The organism is Petrocella sp., assembly GCF_059865615.1.
This window is the reverse complement of sequence record NZ_JCBCDA010000033.1, coordinates 1-16945: the sequence shown is the minus strand read 5'-3', so window position 1 is coordinate 16945 and position 16945 is coordinate 1. Positions and strand designations below refer to the sequence as shown.

Sequence of the window (16945 nt, the reverse complement as noted above, 5' to 3'; positions counted from 1 at the left end):
ACATTGACATTAAAATATTAAGATGCTATAATTATTCCATCGAAAAACAATTGAATAGTTCCTTCAGGGCAGGGTGTAATTCCCGACCGGCGGTAAAGTCCGCGAGCCTACTTAGGCTGACTTGGTGTAATTCCAAGACCGACAGTAAAGTCTGGATGAGAGAAGGCAATTATAGCATGTATAATTATGCTTTAATGATACTGTAACAAGCTCTGGAGATTATTCTTTAGAGCTTTTTTCTCTAGGAAAGTAATCCTAAAGTATGGTCAAAGGGTCAAAACTAAGTTTTACTATATTCACATACCATATATAGATTACGTTGATGCATTTGTAACTATATATGGTATGTGAAAGTTCAACTATATAGTTTTGACGTCTTAACCAATATATAAATATATTTTGAATTTGCAGAAGAATGGGAGCACATTATGGATCAAGTATATATGAAGAAAGCCATAGAATTGGCTAAACTTGGTGTTGGTAGGACCAATCCTAACCCGCTGGTTGGAGCGTTAATCATCAAAGAAGGTCAGGTTATCGCCGAAGGCTACCACGCATATTATGGTGGACCACATGCTGAAGTCAATGCCTTTAAGAATGCGACAGCTTCTGTAGAAGGTGCAACCATGTATGTAACGTTAGAGCCTTGTTCTCATTACGGAAAAACACCACCTTGTGCCAATCTAATCATTGAAAAAGGTATAAGTAAAGTGGTTGTCGGTATGATGGACCCTAACCCGGAAGTCTCAGGTCGTGGTATTGCTCTTCTTAAAGAAAACGATATAGAAGTGGTTGTACTAGACATGGGTGATGAACTGCTCAAGCTTAATGAGATTTTTTTTAAGTATATCAAAACCAAAAAGCCCTTTTGTATTCTAAAAATAGCCATGACTTTAGATGGAAAAATAGCCACCAAAACAGGGGATTCCAAATGGATTACAAATGTAACATCCAGACAACAAGTGCATCAATTACGTCATCAAGTCATGGGTATTATGGTGGGGGTAGGAACAATTATAGTCGATGATCCTAGCCTAACAACGCGTCTTGAAGATGGCCGAGACGGCATAGATCCCATTAGAATCATCTTAGATACGAGAGGTCGTATCCCGCTAGATGCCAAGGTCTTAACTCAAGCATCCGAAGCAATTACCATAGTCGCAACAACAGATTTAATGCCGAAAGCAACAAAAAAAGCCATTGAGGCCACAGGTAATCAAGTTATGGTCTTACCTATTAAAGAACATCAGGTGGATATGATAGCGCTCATAGAAACCTTAGGTGAACAAGGCATAGATAGTATCCTTATAGAAGGTGGTGCCACTTTAAACTACTCGGCCCTACAAGCAGGTGTAGTTGATAAAATGCTTGCTTACGTGGCACCCAAAATTTTTGGTGGTGATTTAGCCAAGACGCCGGTTGGTGGGATAGGCATATCCAAGGTGAAAGAAGCGATTCTACTCGAAGATCTTACCACCACCATTTGTGAGGGTGATATTGTTATTGAAGGCTATATCAAGAAGGAGGGAGTATAGATGTTTACAGGGTTAATTGAAGAAATCGGTTATATTCAGAAAATCAATAAAACAACGAAGTCCGCTAAGTTGACCATTCGGGCCTTTAAAGTTATTGAAGGCTCCAAAGTGGGCGATAGCATATGTACCAATGGTGTCTGTTTGACCGTGGTTCATATGGATGATATCAGTTTTACTGTGGATGTTATGCCGGAAACGATGAGAAGCAGTAACTTAGGGGAACTTACTACCAACAGTCCAGTGAATCTTGAGCGGGCGTTACAGCTGAAAGATCGATTAGGCGGGCATATGGTTTCAGGCCATATTGATGGTGTCGGAACAATTCACGAAATGGTAAAAGAAGCCAATGCAATGTGGTTGAGTATAAAAGCAAGTCCTCAATTATTAAAATATATAGTTCATAAAGGCTCAATTGCCATTGACGGTATTAGCTTGACAGTGGCTTATGTAGATGATGAGATGTTCAAAGTATCTCTCATACCATTAACAAAGGAAGAAACAACCTTATTTGGTAAAAAAGTGGGTAATAGTGTGAACTTAGAATGTGATATGGTTGGAAAATACATTGAGAAATTAATGCTGAACCAAGATGTAGCAGAACCTAAAAAACCTATGGATATGAATTTCCTTAGAGACAATGGATTTATGTAAAGGTGGTAATGATTATGGAAAAGTTTAATACAATTGAAGAAGCAATTGAAGACATAAAGGTAGGAAAAATGATCGTCGTTGTAGATGATGAAGACCGTGAGAATGAAGGCGACCTTCTTATGGCAGCAGAAAAAGTCACAACGGAAGCCGTTAACTTTATGGCTATGTATGGAAGAGGCTTGATTTGTGCCCCTATGACGGAAGAAAGATTAAAAAGCTTAGACATACATGCTATGGTAAACAACAATACAGACCCTAAGGAAACAGCTTTTACCGTTAGCGTCGACGCCATTACATGTACCACAGGTATTTCAGCTGCAGAAAGAGCCTTAACCATTCAGAAACTTATTGACCCTGAAGCGTCTTCTAAGGATTTTAGTCGTCCTGGTCATATCTTTCCACTTGTTGGAAGAGAAGGTGGCGTCTTGAAACGTGTCGGTCATACAGAGGCAGCAATAGATCTTCCCAAGCTTGCAGGTTTGTATCCAGCCGGTGTCATCTGTGAAATCATGAACGACGACGGTTCTATGGCAAGAGTACCGGAGCTTATGAAATATGCCGAAAAACACAATCTCAAAATCATCACAATAGCGGATTTGGTGGCCTATCGTAAAGCCAATGAGACCTACGTCGAGTGCGTAACAGAAGCAGAATTACCAACCAAATATGGTAATTTCAAAATGTATGGTTATGTGAACAAGCTTAATGGAGAACATCATGTGGCACTGGTAAAAGGAAAAATATCACCAGATGAACCTACACTGATTCGTGTACATTCTGAATGTTTAACTGGGGATGCTTTTGGCTCTTTAAGATGTGATTGTGGAGAACAATATGCAAAAGCCATGCAAAAAATCGAAAAGAACGGAAGCGGTATATTGCTTTACATGAGACAAGAAGGTCGGGGTATAGGCTTGATTAACAAAATAAAAGCCTATGAATTACAAGACCATGGCATGGATACGGTGCAGGCCAACATAGCCCTTGGTTTTCCGGATGACTTACGAGATTATGGTATTGGTGCTCAGATTCTAGCGGATTTGGGTGCTAAGAAAATAAGGCTCATGACCAACAACCCTAAGAAGATGTCAGGTATTTCTGGATATGGACTAGAGATTGTAGAGCGTGTGCCGATACAAATGAATCATAATGAAAAAAATGTTGCGTATCTAAAAACAAAGAAACTAAAAATGGGACATATGTTAGATTTTAAGGAGGAAAAGTAAATGAATGTATATGAAGGACAAATGGTAGCACAAGATCTAAAATTTGCAATTGTAGTAGGAAGATTCAATGAGTTTATCGGCGGGAAATTACTGTCAGGTGCCATAGATACTTTGCTAAGACATGGTGTGAAAGATGAGGACATTGATATTGTTTGGGTACCTGGCGCTTTTGAGATACCTTTAGCAGCAAAAAAATTAGTAAAAAATGAAAAATATGATGGTATTATATGTCTTGGAGCGGTTATAAAAGGTTCTACACCTCATTTTGATTATGTATCCAGTGAAGTTTCAAAAGGCATTGCTCATGTCTCTTTAGATTCTGAAGTTCCGGTTATTTTTGGAGTTCTAACAACAGATACAATCGAACAAGCCATTGAAAGAGCTGGAACCAAAGCAGGAAACAAAGGCTCAGATGCAGCTATGACAGCTATTGAAATGGCAAATCTATTAAAAACCTTATAGGAGAGCTTATGCTAGAAAATGTAAAAACCATAGTCTTGGATTATGATGGCACCCTACATGACAGTATAAAAATATATGGACCTGCTTTTAGAAAAGCTTATAAATTTCTGGTAGATCAACATCAAGTCCCACCAAGAACGTGGGAAGATGAAGAGATTGTCAAATGGCTCGGATTAAGCAGTAGAGAAATGTGGGAAGCCTTCATGCCAAATATGGATGGTGATCTAAGGGAACAAGCAGGAAGCATTATCGGTGAAGAAATGAAAAGGTTACTTCAGAACAAAAAAGCGGTGCTTTATCAAGGTGCTTTAGATACCTTGGAGTATTTGAAAAACAGAGGTTACAAGTTGGTTTTTTTGAGTAATTGCGGTAGAACCTATATGGAATACTCCAGAGATTTATTTGGATTGGATCACTATTTTGATGAAATGTTATGTGCACAAGACTATGACTTCATACCTAAGCATGAGATTTTATCACAGGTTATGAAACAATGGAAGGAAGAAATCATAGTTGTTGGCGATCGATATAAAGATATGGAAGCCGGTAGACAGAATAATCTCCAGACCATAGGGTGTCAATATGGCTATGCCCAAGGTGATGAACTAAAGGACGCGGATTATAAAATTAATCATATTAAAGAACTATGTAAACTGTTATAAGCCAAGAGCTTAGATATCATTTGAGAAAGATATATTATAAATGCATTTAGAGGCTATACTACTACGCGTAAGCGAGACTTGGTATAGCTTCTTTTTTATATTAAAGATTAACAGATTTAATTAGATGGTTAAGGCGTCAAAACCATATAGTTGAACTTTCTTATACCATATATAGTTATGAATGTATCAACGTAATCTACATATGGTAGGCGAATTTAGTGAAACTTAGTTTTGACCCTTTAATCAACTATATAAATAAAAAAAATAAAAAAAAATAAAAAAAATAAGATGTTAAAAATATAATTATACTATTAACCTGTAAAAATATTTTAATAGGTTAAATATTAAAAAAAATACAAAACAGCATTGACAGAACGCTGAAGTATAAATATAATTAAAATGGTAATTATTTTTTATAATAAATGCTAAGTTATCTGTTGGGGGGGATGGATGAAGCTGTCTTTTTTAGATTCATGCATATACATCATTGTTCAGTAAACAACTAAATTTAGGAATACATGCTTCGAGATTTTTGCAATATAATTTCAACAGGATCTTATGAGGTGTTTTTGTGTGACACAAAAACAATGTATTTATATGGCAAAGGGTGTTTCTCAAATATCTAAGAGGGTTATTTATAAGGAGAATAATTATGCGATCGAGTATATACAATTTAAGATATAGGCTAAAGAATAACAAATATTTATTAATGAACGGCTGTACAGGTGCTATGGATGAAGTAGATGAAACTGTTATACAAACCTTGGACTTATTAAATAAAGAGACCATCAATTATAATCCAAGTATGCTGAAAACTTTGCTTGAAAGAGGGTATATTACATCCGTAACGGAGGATGAAGAAATTGAGAATATGAAGAAAATTGCAGAAATATATCAAAAAGTTGACCAGAAGCTGTTACAGGTTACAATCATACCAACTTATGACTGCAATTTTCGATGCCCTTATTGCTATGAATTAAAACTACATAAAAATGGTCAAAACTGGATGAATAAGCAAATGTCTATAGAGACCGTCAATAATATTTTTGAATATTTGAATAAAGAAATGGAAAAAGGAAGAAAAATTGGTGAAATCAATCTATATGGAGGAGAACCATTTTTAAAGAAAAACAGAAAAGTAATTGAGCAAATTATAGAGCATTGTAAGAACAGTAGATTAACTGTAATGGCTATAAGTAATGCTTATGAAATAGAAAACTATTACGATTTGATAGAGACTAAAGTTATAAGAGAAATTCAAATCACGCTTGATGGGACTGGAGAGCTTCATAATCATCGTAGAAAGCATATGGATGGTGTACCAACTTATAAAAAAACCTTAGAGGTGGTAGATGAATTATTAAAAAGAGAAATATTTGTGAGTTTAAGGACAAATATTGATCAAGAAAATATCGAAGAGATTTCAGCGTTAAATACATTATTTGATGAGATGGGATGGTCTGAGAATAAGTATTTTAGAAACTACTTTAAAGCGGTACATACCTGCTATTCAAAAGAAGAAAAGCCAATTACTGATGAGGATATTGTTAATAAATTAATCGAAAATAAGAGCATCTTTACGAGCGCCTTGAGTGGTGTAGCAGCTGATATAGCAACAAGGATTAAATATGTTGTGGAAACTGGAGAATATGCATATTTCAAAGCTACATATTGTGGAGCTGTAAACGGTATGCTTGTATTTGATCCTTTTGGTGACATTTACCCATGCTGGGATACAGTTGGGGACAACAAACACATTATCGGTCAAATCAATCAGTATGGTCTCGCCTATTCACCGGTTTACGATCAATGGATGAATAGAAAGCCACAAAATATTGCTAAATGCCAGACGTGTGCGTATATTCTGTATTGTGGTGGAGGATGCCCCGCGCATGCTAGGGTTATTAATCAATCGATTCAAACACCATATTGCGATAAATATATAGAAGTTTTTGATAAAACTGTTCCCCAAATATATGAGGAGCTGATTTATAAATAGTAAGTTTGAATACAGTGACGGCAATATTAGGAGGAAAAAAATGATTTCATTGAACAAACCTATTAATCTTTCGGAAATTGATGAAAGACTTATGAGGGAGTTAGAATTAAGAAGAGAAATGTCAAAATCAGTAATAGGTGTTAATGCTTGTACAGCAGATGCATATGCTGGAACCTGTGCAACCAATAAATCAGGGATTATCAATCCAAATTTATGTGCAGGACATGCGAGAGCAGGACTATAAAGTAGAAGCATACACACCCTTTAGTAGTATGTTTATATATTACTGATAAAAGGCGAACGATTAATTAAAAAATAATTTAAAAGGAGATTAAAATCATGATTACAATTAACAAATCAATTGATGTGAAAAGTTTGGATGATAGGTTAATCATTGAACTTGAAGGTAGAAAAGAAATGGCCACCAAGGTCAGCACAAATGCCTGTGCAGCAAATGTTACCGCAAGCGCATGCGGGGCTAATGCAACAGTAACAAACTGCGGTGGTCAAAAATAATCATTTAAGAGGAGATTAAATGAAAAAAATCAACAAAGCTATTGACATTAAGATCATTGACGAAAGATTATTAAAAGAGCTGGAAGACAGACGCGTTATGTCTGTAAAAACACTTTTAGGGATCTCAGCATGTGCTGCTAATGCAGGGGTGTCCGCATGTGGTGCTTTAAAATAAAACATCACATTTAAGTACATTACCGTCACTGTTTTCAATATAGGATTAAATAAGAGGTATAAATAAATGCAAAGATATGATTTGGATGTTTCAAGATTGATTGAAATATTTACAAAAGAAAAACTTGAGAATATTGTGAAAACACATAGAAATATTCTCAAAAAAATTAATAATAAAAAGTACGCCTTTAGCAATGTGAGTGACAACAATCTTGAGATTGAATCAAAGAGCTTATATTATTTCATAACTTATGTATATATGCTAGAAGAAAGTTTTTCGATTAATAGCTTTAAAGTGCTAGAGTTAGTATCTGAGATAAGTATGCTGATTATTCATCCTTTTCAGCATTTTCTGCTTGCTAATTATGAGAACAAAGATGAAATGAATACGCCTGCAAAAAACTTGCAATTACAAATAGGTCTTTGTGAGGGGGTAGAAAAGCTTCAAAGTATATTAAGCAAAGAAAGTATGGAAAAGTTCTGGACTTACTTTAATAAATATTGCAATGAAGTATTAGAGGGTGCAAACCTATTTAAACTAAATCATGTTGGTAAAATTAAAAACTATTCAGAAGAAGATATTTTTTTAATTTCAGTAGGACTAAATGCACATTCAAAAATTGTTCTTCCCATTCTGGCAGGTATTAATAATGAGTTTGATAAAATAAGTTTACTTGAGAAATCCTTAGATCACTATTATGTTGCACACAAATTGTTTTTAGATTTAAAAATCTGGAAAAAGGATTTAGAGCGAGAATTTTACACTCCAATACTCACAGAAGTTATAATGACACATAAGGATGCGATTCATGATAAAGAGAAAATCATGGATTTGCTATATGGGAATAATTATGATGAAAAATATCTTATCAAAGCAAACAGAGAAGTAGAAAAAGCTTTATTTTTATGTGGCAGTAATGCACCTTGCCAAAAATCTTTACGCTCCATTCAAAGTCGCATAAATCTTTTATTATACGATTTTAGAACCTTAAAAGGTGAGCCTAAAAGGATATATCCTTATATTGAATCAAATAAAGAATATTCTGGAGAAGACATAAAAAAACAGATTGCCGATTCAGTTAAGTGGATTCTCAACCAAAGTAAATCTGGTTACCCTGAGTTAACGCACTGGGGGGTTTTTTTACATCCTTATGGTTTTACCGGAGAAGAACAGGCACTTCCAGGAGATGTTTATTATCGATCGTATTTACTAAATCTTATGTTTTCTATGAAGAATAATAGTGCAATAACCAATGCATATTTTGAAAAGGAATTAAATTATTTGGAAAATAGAAAACATAGATATTTCAAAGAAGGCTGGGGACATTTTCCAGATTTACCAGAGATACCGCCAGATATTGGTACGTTAGGAGAAATAATATTAAATGCAGTTGCAGCAAGAGACGTCACATTGCTTAAGTACACAAAAGAACTTGTAGATAAAATTATTAGTCAGAATCCAAATAAGGATGGAACAATAAACTATTGGCTGACGGAAAAAGATCAAAAGGGATTTTTTAACAGTATTTCTTCTGTGAAGTGTATATATATAAGAACTTTGTTGAAAAAAATGTACAAAAATCCTGTTATTTCAGCTAATGCACAGTTTATATATGCACTTATAATTCTGGATTATAACAAGTATTCAGAAGTAATAGAAAATGTCTATTCATCAATACTTTCTAAACAAAATCCAGATGGAAGCTGGAAGGATTATTATTTTACAGGCGTACATTTTGCAATTTGGCAAATACTAAGGTGTACAAAACAACTTAACAGATTTAATTCTCAAATCCGATTATCATTAAAATACTTATTAGAGAGCCAGCATGATAATGGAGCATGGGGACAGGTGTTTGGAGATCCTAAGGAAAGCTCATATGCAATACTGAGTTTGCTTGAGATATTGGAATTATCTAGAAACAATATAGTAATGAAGGAAATTGAAAAAAAAGCCATAGTTAGCTCAATTCACAAAGGTATAATCTATTTAATGAGTTCGGCAACAGGGAGCTTCTGGCATGGTGTGGATTTTGGAGAGATTCAAATTAAAAAGATATCAACTGAGCCTGCAGATTTTATTGAATATAGAAGTGCTACCTTAACAACAGCAGTTTCAGCGTATGCACTCAATCGTTTTTATTCTTATATGGAGCATTCGATTGAGGGAGAGACTATCAAAAGTCTATTTGCTAATTAAAAAAGAAGAAATCACGAGATAATACGAAACGAGGTTATCAATGATAAAATCAATCAACAAATCGATACACGAAATAAAATTTAGTGAGCTAGAAGATAGATTATGTGAAGAGTTAGAGGTTAGAAATGAATTAAGATGTATTGCCCATGCTTGCGGATTAGACGCATCCTTGGGTTTTAAGCCTATTTGGGCATGTGCCATAAATTTTTCTTTATGATTATTTTGAAATTTTCATGAACATCATTTATTAAATATATTATTCTGGTGATTTCTTCTTTTATATATCCATCGAGGTGAATTATTATGGAAAGCAAAAAATATAAGTTGATAAACGCATTAATAATAAAAGAATTTGAAAGTGCAACAAGGGATAAAAAATATATAATAGTTCACAAAAAAAAGCATTGGGTAATTGCAGAGGAATTGTATTTGATACTGTCTTTGTTAGATGGAGAGAATACACTTTCAGACATATGTTGTAAACTTCAAAGCCTTGGTATATCTTCGACAGCAGAGGATTTAGAAAAAATCATTAAGACACATATTGTTTCAAAAGGTATTGTTGAAGGATATGAAAGTGAAGCAGAAAATGAAAAAAAATCAAAATATTTCTGGTTTCAGGTTAATATTTTAAAGGAAAGCCTTATAAAAAAGCTTTCCTTCACAAAATACCCATATAATAAAGTCTTCTCTTTATTAGTTTTGATATTATCAATTCCGGGTTTTTTTATCATTCTAAGATCAATTGCATTACCAGATTTCTATTTAATGATTCCGACGGTTTCTTATAAAGATTGGATGATAATAACTCTCCTCATTATTTCATCAGGCTATATACACGAGTTAGGTCATGCTGGAGCTTCAATGCATTATGGAATTGTTCCGTATAGTATAGGGTTTGCATTTTACATGACAATGCCCGTATTGTTTGCAGATGTATCAGGAATATGGGTGCTTAAAAGAAAACAAAGGGCCGTAGTTGACTTGGGAGGTATATATTTTGAACATTTATATTTATGCACTTTGGCTATTATAACAATTATAACGAAAAACAATCTAATTTTAATTGCAACAGTAATAAGGTATATAGGATTGATTTATAACTTTAATCCTTTTTTAAAAATGGATGGCTACTGGCTTTTTACAGATTTGTCAGGGATATCAAATCTGCATGATACAACCGTAAGATATATAAAAGCAAAACTATTAAGACCTTTTTCGATTTCTGTTTATCAGCCGCATAGTGAGCTGACGAGCAAAAGTAAAATTATATTCTATTTTTATGTAATAATCAGCTTAGTTTTCTTCATATTCTTTGCTACATTGTTAAAAAATATTACCTTAACAGCATTTGAACTATTACCCTTTGCAAAAGAAGATTTGTTGAATTTTTTTGAACTAGGCAGTATTATGGAAATTTTAAAATCTATAGCAATATACTTTAAGAATTATTTCATGGTATTCATTTCAGCTTTTTTAGTAATTCGGATTATTTATACAACCTTTAGAAATATAACTTTATTAATATTGGAAGTGCGTAATAAAAAATCACAAAATACACAGATAAGTACAAAACTTCCTGTTTCAAGAGAGTAATGTATTTATATAATATGGTTAAGGTGTCAAAACAATATAGTTGAACTTAGTGAAACTAAGTTTTGACCCTTTAACCATAATATTGATTTAATAAAACCCTCATTTATGAAACTGTCAATTAATCTTATACTAGATTTAAGGAGTCGCTGTATGCAAGGATTAAAGAAAAAAAGATATATTCTATTCTATATCATAATTATTTTTTGTATAATACTAATAGTTATAAAGTGGTCAACAAAAAATGAAGGTTATTCAAATGAGGTGTTGCTGGTTTCGACAAATATTCAAGACTTGACGACAGAAGTTTTGGTAAATGGCCTTATTCTACCCGCCGAAACCATAACTTTAAAGGCTCCCTTTAACACGTATATTTCTAGAATGCTAGTTAGTATTGGGGATGAGGTGAAAAAAGGTGATGTGCTTGTGGAGTTTGAGGGGAAAAATCTTGAGGAAGAGTTGTTATTAAAAAGAAATGAATTAGAAATAGGTTTAGTGCTTTCAGATGAAGCAGATAGTAATAGAAAAAACAATGAATATAAGTTAAATGCTTTAGAATTAGAAATAGAGAAGATAAGTGTAGATTTAGAGCTTAGCAAGCATCTATTTGAACAGGGGATAATCTCAAAGCAAGAACTTGATAACATACAAAATAACTTAAAAGAACTAGAGTTAAAATATCAAATGCAAAAAAGTATGATTAATCTCAATGAAAAAATCATACAAGATAAAAAGAATACACTTCTAAAAATGCAGATAAATGAAATAAATAAAAAACTCTCAGAGACTGTTATGAGAGCGCCTGTCGATGGTATCATTATGGAGATAATCAAGGCAGAAGGGATGCCAGTAACTGTTGGAGAAAGTATAATAAAAATCCCAAAAAGTAATTGTGTAAAAGTTAGTGGTTATGTTTCGGAAAATGATATTAATAATATTAATGAGGGACTAGAAGTGAATTTTTTAGATGATAACAATAATTCTGTGGGAAAAGGTAGGGTAACGAAAATTAGTCATATTGCAACGAATAATACGAGTGGGTCTAAAATGGATAATGGGATTGTAATAGAAATGACCCTGGAATTAATGGATGATCGATATAAAATATATCAAAGCATACAGGCGGAAATCGTTACTAGAACATCTAAAAATGCACTCACGGTACCAATTGAAGCCGTAGTGCGTGAAAATAATGAGGCTTTTGTATGGGTGGAAAAAGACGGGAAATATATAAAAACCAAGGTAGAGATTGGGATTATGAATGATTTTTACTATGAAATAATTAAGGGTCTTGATTACCAGGATTTAATTGTATTGTACCCCAATAGCATTAGGGGGGACTTGTATGATAAGGTTAGATAATGTATCAAAGATTTATGGAATGAATAACACACAAGTAACTGCCCTTAAAAATATCAATCTTAATATTTTTGAAGGTGACTATGTGTCAATTAGTGGTACAAGTGGCTCGGGAAAAAGTACTCTGATGAATATAATAGGTTGCTTAGATAGTCCGACGGCGGGTAATTATTTTTTCGAGGGTGTCCCGATAAATACTATAGGGCAATCTGAATTATCTACTATACGTAACAAATATATTGGTTTTGTTTTTCAATCCTTTTTTCTGATTCCAGGATTAACAGCTCTAGAAAATGTAATACTTCCTTTATTTTATGGAGGAAAGGGAAAAAAAGAATGTATTAAAAAAGCTCGGGAAGTATTAGAACTTATGGATTTGGGCGATAGAATCCATCATGACTCCACGGAACTTTCAGGAGGACAAAAGCAGCGCACGGCAATTGCCAGGGCTTTAGTTACTAATCCCAAAATACTGCTAGCTGATGAGCCAACAGGAAACTTAGATTCTAAGAATACAAGAGAAATTATGGGCTTATTTAAGGATTTGAATAAAAAAGGTATGACGGTTGTGTTGATTACACACGATGAACGTTATGCTAATATGGCGAATAAAAGATATAAAATTGAAGATGGGATTTTACAGGAGGCGTAGCTTCTATGAAAGTAATATATTATTTAAAGGCATCATATTCCTACTTATTGAAAAGAAAAAGTCGTACTTTTTTAGCGATATTAGGAATCATCATAGGTATTTCTTCGGTAGTGACAATCATTATGCTTGGGAGCATACTTGACAGTTTAGTAATATCAGAGTTTGAAAAAATAGGAATTAAGAGAGTATACATAACAACAGATAGCTCGAAAGAATTAAGAGAACAAGATTTTCTCGATATGTCAGATGAAATATTGATTAAAAAAAGATTTGAGGATTCAATTATTGCCTTATCAAGAGTGTATTTACAGAGTACATATATTGACATAAAAGATGATACTAATATAAATTTGATGATATATGGCGTCAATAACAACTATAATAAAATACAGCAGATTCAGATGTTACAGGGAAGGTATTTAATTGAAAATGACTTGGCACTTAAACGAAAGGTACTTGTAATTGACAATAGGTTTGCAAATAAGTATTTTGGTAATGAAAACGTGGTAGGAGAAACTATTACTCTTGATACAAATGGTATTCCGACTAGATTTTTTGTGATTGGAGTATATAAAAAAGAGGACGATTTCCTTAATCAACTGGTCGGAGCAAATAATTATAGTATTGCATATTCTCCAAACACCACTTTGGAATACTTGAACAATAAAGATGACAGGGTTTATGGGATTGACATGACTATTAAAGATAATGTTGATTCGGATGAGTTTGTAAAGAATGTTATTTATTATATTGAATCCATACATAGTAATAATGGAGAAGATTTATATTTGGCACAAAATGCAGAAAAATCATTATCTGTGGCACATAATATCGGAAACATGATTACCCTTGTTATAGGTATCATTGCCGCGATATCTTTGCTTGTTGGTGGAATTGGAATAATGAATATCATGCTTGTTACTGTATCAGAAAGAACCAGCGAAATTGGGATAAGAAAAGCAATTGGAGCGAAGAACAAGGATATTTTATTACAGTTTTTACTTGAGTCATCCATTATTACGGGTATTGGAGGAATAATTGGAATAACAATAGGTTTGTTAAGCGGCTATATGATTGGATTATACTTAAAGGTGGATATTGTACTGCCAGTTGTTTCAACGATTTACATTCTACTTTTTTCAATATTAGTTGGTACTGTATTTGGGGTATGGCCAGCACTTAAAGCAACAAGTTTAAGTCCTGTTGAGGCATTGAGAAGGTTATAAATCATTGATCAAAACTTATTAAGGGAAGTGATTCTTTTAAACAATAAAATAATAGTCTATTAAAATTGAGAAGTGTATTATTTGTCACTTGCATAAATGACAAAACAAAATAAAAATAAATAGTGTATTAAAGTTGGGGCGTGTATAATACAAGTATAATGTAGGCGAACTTTAGGTCTGAATTCAAAATGAGAGGTGCTAAAATGTTAACATCACGCATGAAGGAAGTCATATCTATCATACTTGAATCGAATAACTATATAACCGTACAACAAATATCAGATCAGATTAATGTGAGTACCAGAACCATATTAAGAGAATTAAACGATGTGCAGAACTGGATAATAAAACATGGTGGTGATCTGAATAAAAAAAAGGGAAAAGGCATTTCTCTGGTTGCGGATGATAGCATAAAATCTAAACTGAGAAATTCACTTCTTGAAGAAGTAAGTGAAATCATATATACACCGATAGATCGGCAGATCATACTTAGGGCTCAGCTGCTTCAATACAATGAACCTACAAAATTATATACATTAACCCAATTATTGGATGTTACAGAAAGCACGATTGGTGGCGATATTGCCCAGTTAGAACCATGGTTTAACCAATATAACATTGAATTGATTCGTAAACCGGGCTTGGGCATATTAATTGATGGGGATGAAAAGGCAAAAAGAAAGGCGATTGTCGCTTTGATTTATGAGCATTTTCATCTAGTTGATCTGATTGACTTTATAAAAGAAAAAGAGCATCAGCCCATAGATGTTAGAACATTAAAAGAAAATATCAATCAGTCTATATTTGAGCTTCTGGATCTTGAAAGTATAAAATATACAAGGGCTTTTTTAATGCGTATGGAAAAAGATATGGGGTATCAATTTGCGGATAATGCCTATATTGCTCTAATCATAAGGTTCAGCATGACGTTAAAAAGGAAGTTTTTTTGGGATGAACTGTATATTGACTCAAAAACCAAAGCGTTAATCGAATCGGATAAGATCTTTCATCTTTTACGGGATTGGGTTATTGAAAAAGAAGGTAATCCTTTTAGAGTTCTACCTAAAGAAGAATTGCTCTATTTAACCATGCATCTTAAAGGATCTAAGCTTAGACAAACAGGTGAATACAATAGGATTTCTATGATTGAGGATTTTAAAGTTATTCAATTGGTCAAAGAGTTTATTCAAAAAGTTGAGTCGGAAACAGGTATATATTTATCAGATAACGACAAGCTTATTGTGGGTCTGGTTAAGCATCTTAGACCATCCATCTATCGCATGAAGATGGAGCTTGATATTATTAATCCCCTAGTGGAAGAAATTAAAAGCATGTATCCGAAGCTGTTTCAGACGATAGCCACTTGTGCTAAAGTCATTGAAGAAAAGGAACATATTCAGATTCCGGAAGATGAAATTGCTTACTTAGCTACCCACATCGGGGCAGTCATAGAAAAAAACCATAGGGAAATTGTCAAAAAATATCAAGTGGTAGTAGCTTGCATGTATGGCATAGGCGCGTCTCAACTACTGGTTTCGGAAATTGAACGCAATTTTTCTAACATTCACATCGTTCGGGTTGTGAGTGTTATTGACCAAGATGTTGAAGAAATAGATGAGGGTACCATTGACCTAATCATATCAACCGTACCGACAGAAAATTTGTCCATACCATGTGTGGTGGTGAATCCGGTTATTAAGGATGAAGATATTAAGAAAATCAGAGAAGCTTTGAAAAGATATAAGCCAAACACCACACATAGACAGACTAAGAATAAAATGATGCTAAAAGAAAAACTTGTCGCCTTAGAACAGTATAGTCATATCATTATAAAGGTTATAGACAATTTCTCTTATGACAAACATGTATCAGCAAAAACGATGATGGATTTGATTTACTATATCAGTACATCTTTGTCAAGTAATCAAGAGGAGAATGCGGTGCTGAGCAAAGCATTTATTGAAAGAGAAGAAAAAGGCTCTACTATTCTTATGAAAAAAGGCATGCAATTACTACACTGTCGGGCTGACATTGATAAAGGTGTTTGCTTAAAGATTATAGATTTAACAGAACCGATTATTATGGAGCAAGTTTCCGGGTATGTGCCTGTGGATACCATCATTGTAATGGTCGGACCGGTTGTGCTAAATCAAAAGATTTTAGAAGTCTTATCTGAGATTAGTCGTAATATTATTACAGGTGGTTTTGCAGATACCATAAAAGAAGGACAAGTAGAAGATGTAGAATTTGAACTCAATACGTTGCTGGACAAATACTATCAATCTTTGGTGTCCGGCATATAAAAAATGTTAAGGCAAAGGACTATATAGAAATGTCACTATCTAAGCGTGACATTTCTATATAGTCTTTTTTTTGTGTCACTTGTTAGAATGCCAAAGCTACTTTTCTATTTCTTTATTTTTCTCTTGAATGGGGTGTATACTCAAGCCATGTCCATTGATCAATGCACAAACCAAAAATCTTAGGAGGTAAATATGGAAAGTACAGAAAAAGGGAAATCAGGATCACGAGAAGGTCTACAAAAGTTCGGACGTTTTTTAAGTGGTATGGTGATGCCAAACATTGGGGCATTTATTGCATGGGGTCTAATTACAGCCTTGTTTATACCAACAGGATGGTTACCAAACGAAAATCTAGCGACCCTAGTTGGTCCAATGATTGTTTACTTA

General features: G+C 33.7%; 15 protein-coding genes, 1 pseudogene and 1 riboswitch. All 16 genes and pseudogenes read left to right on the top strand.

Annotation, left to right across the window (positions count from 1 at the left end; genetic code table 11):
* Window positions 1–55: 55 nt before the first annotated feature.
* Window positions 56–171, top strand: a riboswitch (FMN riboswitch).
* Between the two features lie 257 nt (window positions 172–428).
* Complete coding sequence (ribD, locus tag AC6F8J_RS04205; protein WP_500721266.1) at window positions 429–1535, top strand: bifunctional diaminohydroxyphosphoribosylaminopyrimidine deaminase/5-amino-6-(5-phosphoribosylamino)uracil reductase RibD; 1107 nt, start codon at window positions 429–431, stop codon at window positions 1533–1535.
* A complete protein-coding gene (locus tag AC6F8J_RS04200) occupies window positions 1536–2186 on the top strand; it encodes a riboflavin synthase (protein WP_500721265.1) in 651 nt (216 codons plus the stop codon).
* Window positions 2187–2200: 14 nt separating this feature from the next.
* Window positions 2201–3412, top strand: coding sequence for a bifunctional 3,4-dihydroxy-2-butanone-4-phosphate synthase/GTP cyclohydrolase II (locus AC6F8J_RS04195; RefSeq protein WP_500721264.1), 1212 nt, complete (start codon window positions 2201–2203; stop codon window positions 3410–3412).
* A complete protein-coding gene (gene ribH, locus AC6F8J_RS04190) occupies window positions 3413–3874 on the top strand; it encodes a 6,7-dimethyl-8-ribityllumazine synthase (RefSeq protein WP_500721263.1) in 462 nt (153 codons plus the stop codon).
* Window positions 3875–3882: 8 nt separating this feature from the next.
* A complete protein-coding gene (locus AC6F8J_RS04185; RefSeq protein WP_500721261.1) occupies window positions 3883–4536 on the top strand; it encodes an HAD-IA family hydrolase in 654 nt (217 codons plus the stop codon).
* 652 nt (window positions 4537–5188) lie between these two features.
* Window positions 5189–6535, top strand: a complete 1347-nt coding sequence (locus AC6F8J_RS04180; RefSeq protein ID WP_500721260.1) for an SPASM domain-containing protein — start codon at window positions 5189–5191, stop codon at window positions 6533–6535.
* Between the two features lie 40 nt (window positions 6536–6575).
* The gene (locus tag AC6F8J_RS04175) at window positions 6576–6779 is read left to right on the top strand and encodes a hypothetical protein (RefSeq protein ID WP_275842181.1); all 204 of its coding nucleotides are present in this window, start codon (window positions 6576–6578) and stop codon (window positions 6777–6779) included.
* 95 nt (window positions 6780–6874) lie between these two features.
* A complete protein-coding gene (locus AC6F8J_RS04170; protein WP_275842182.1) occupies window positions 6875–7051 on the top strand; it encodes a hypothetical protein in 177 nt (58 codons plus the stop codon).
* A 19-nt stretch (window positions 7052–7070) separates the two neighbouring features.
* Window positions 7071–7226, top strand: coding sequence for a hypothetical protein (locus tag AC6F8J_RS04165; protein WP_275842183.1), 156 nt, complete (start codon window positions 7071–7073; stop codon window positions 7224–7226).
* Between the two features lie 66 nt (window positions 7227–7292).
* The gene (locus AC6F8J_RS04160) at window positions 7293–9425 is read left to right on the top strand and encodes a hypothetical protein (RefSeq protein WP_500721258.1); all 2133 of its coding nucleotides are present in this window, start codon (window positions 7293–7295) and stop codon (window positions 9423–9425) included.
* Between the two features lie 303 nt (window positions 9426–9728).
* Window positions 9729–11021, top strand: coding sequence for a hypothetical protein (locus AC6F8J_RS04155; RefSeq protein WP_500721257.1), 1293 nt, complete (start codon window positions 9729–9731; stop codon window positions 11019–11021).
* Between the two features lie 150 nt (window positions 11022–11171).
* Complete coding sequence (locus AC6F8J_RS04150) at window positions 11172–12380, top strand: permuted SH3 domain-containing protein (protein ID WP_500721255.1); 1209 nt, start codon at window positions 11172–11174, stop codon at window positions 12378–12380.
* The gene (locus tag AC6F8J_RS04145; protein ID WP_500721254.1) at window positions 12364–13029 is read left to right on the top strand and encodes an ATP-binding cassette domain-containing protein; all 666 of its coding nucleotides are present in this window, start codon (window positions 12364–12366) and stop codon (window positions 13027–13029) included. Before AC6F8J_RS04150 ends, AC6F8J_RS04145 begins: the two co-directional genes overlap by 17 nt.
* A gap of 5 nt (window positions 13030–13034) precedes the next feature.
* Window positions 13035–14255 carry an ABC transporter permease gene (locus AC6F8J_RS04140; RefSeq protein ID WP_275842189.1) on the top strand — a complete coding sequence of 407 codons (1221 nt, stop codon included), beginning with the start codon at window positions 13035–13037 and terminating at the stop codon, window positions 14253–14255.
* A gap of 203 nt (window positions 14256–14458) precedes the next feature.
* Window positions 14459–16558: a PRD domain-containing protein gene (locus AC6F8J_RS04135; protein WP_500721252.1), complete on the top strand. Its 2100-nt coding sequence runs from the start codon at window positions 14459–14461 to the stop codon at window positions 16556–16558.
* Window positions 16559–16750: 192 nt separating this feature from the next.
* A pseudogene (locus AC6F8J_RS04130) lies at window positions 16751–16945 on the top strand (PTS mannitol transporter subunit IICBA); the annotation flags it as partial.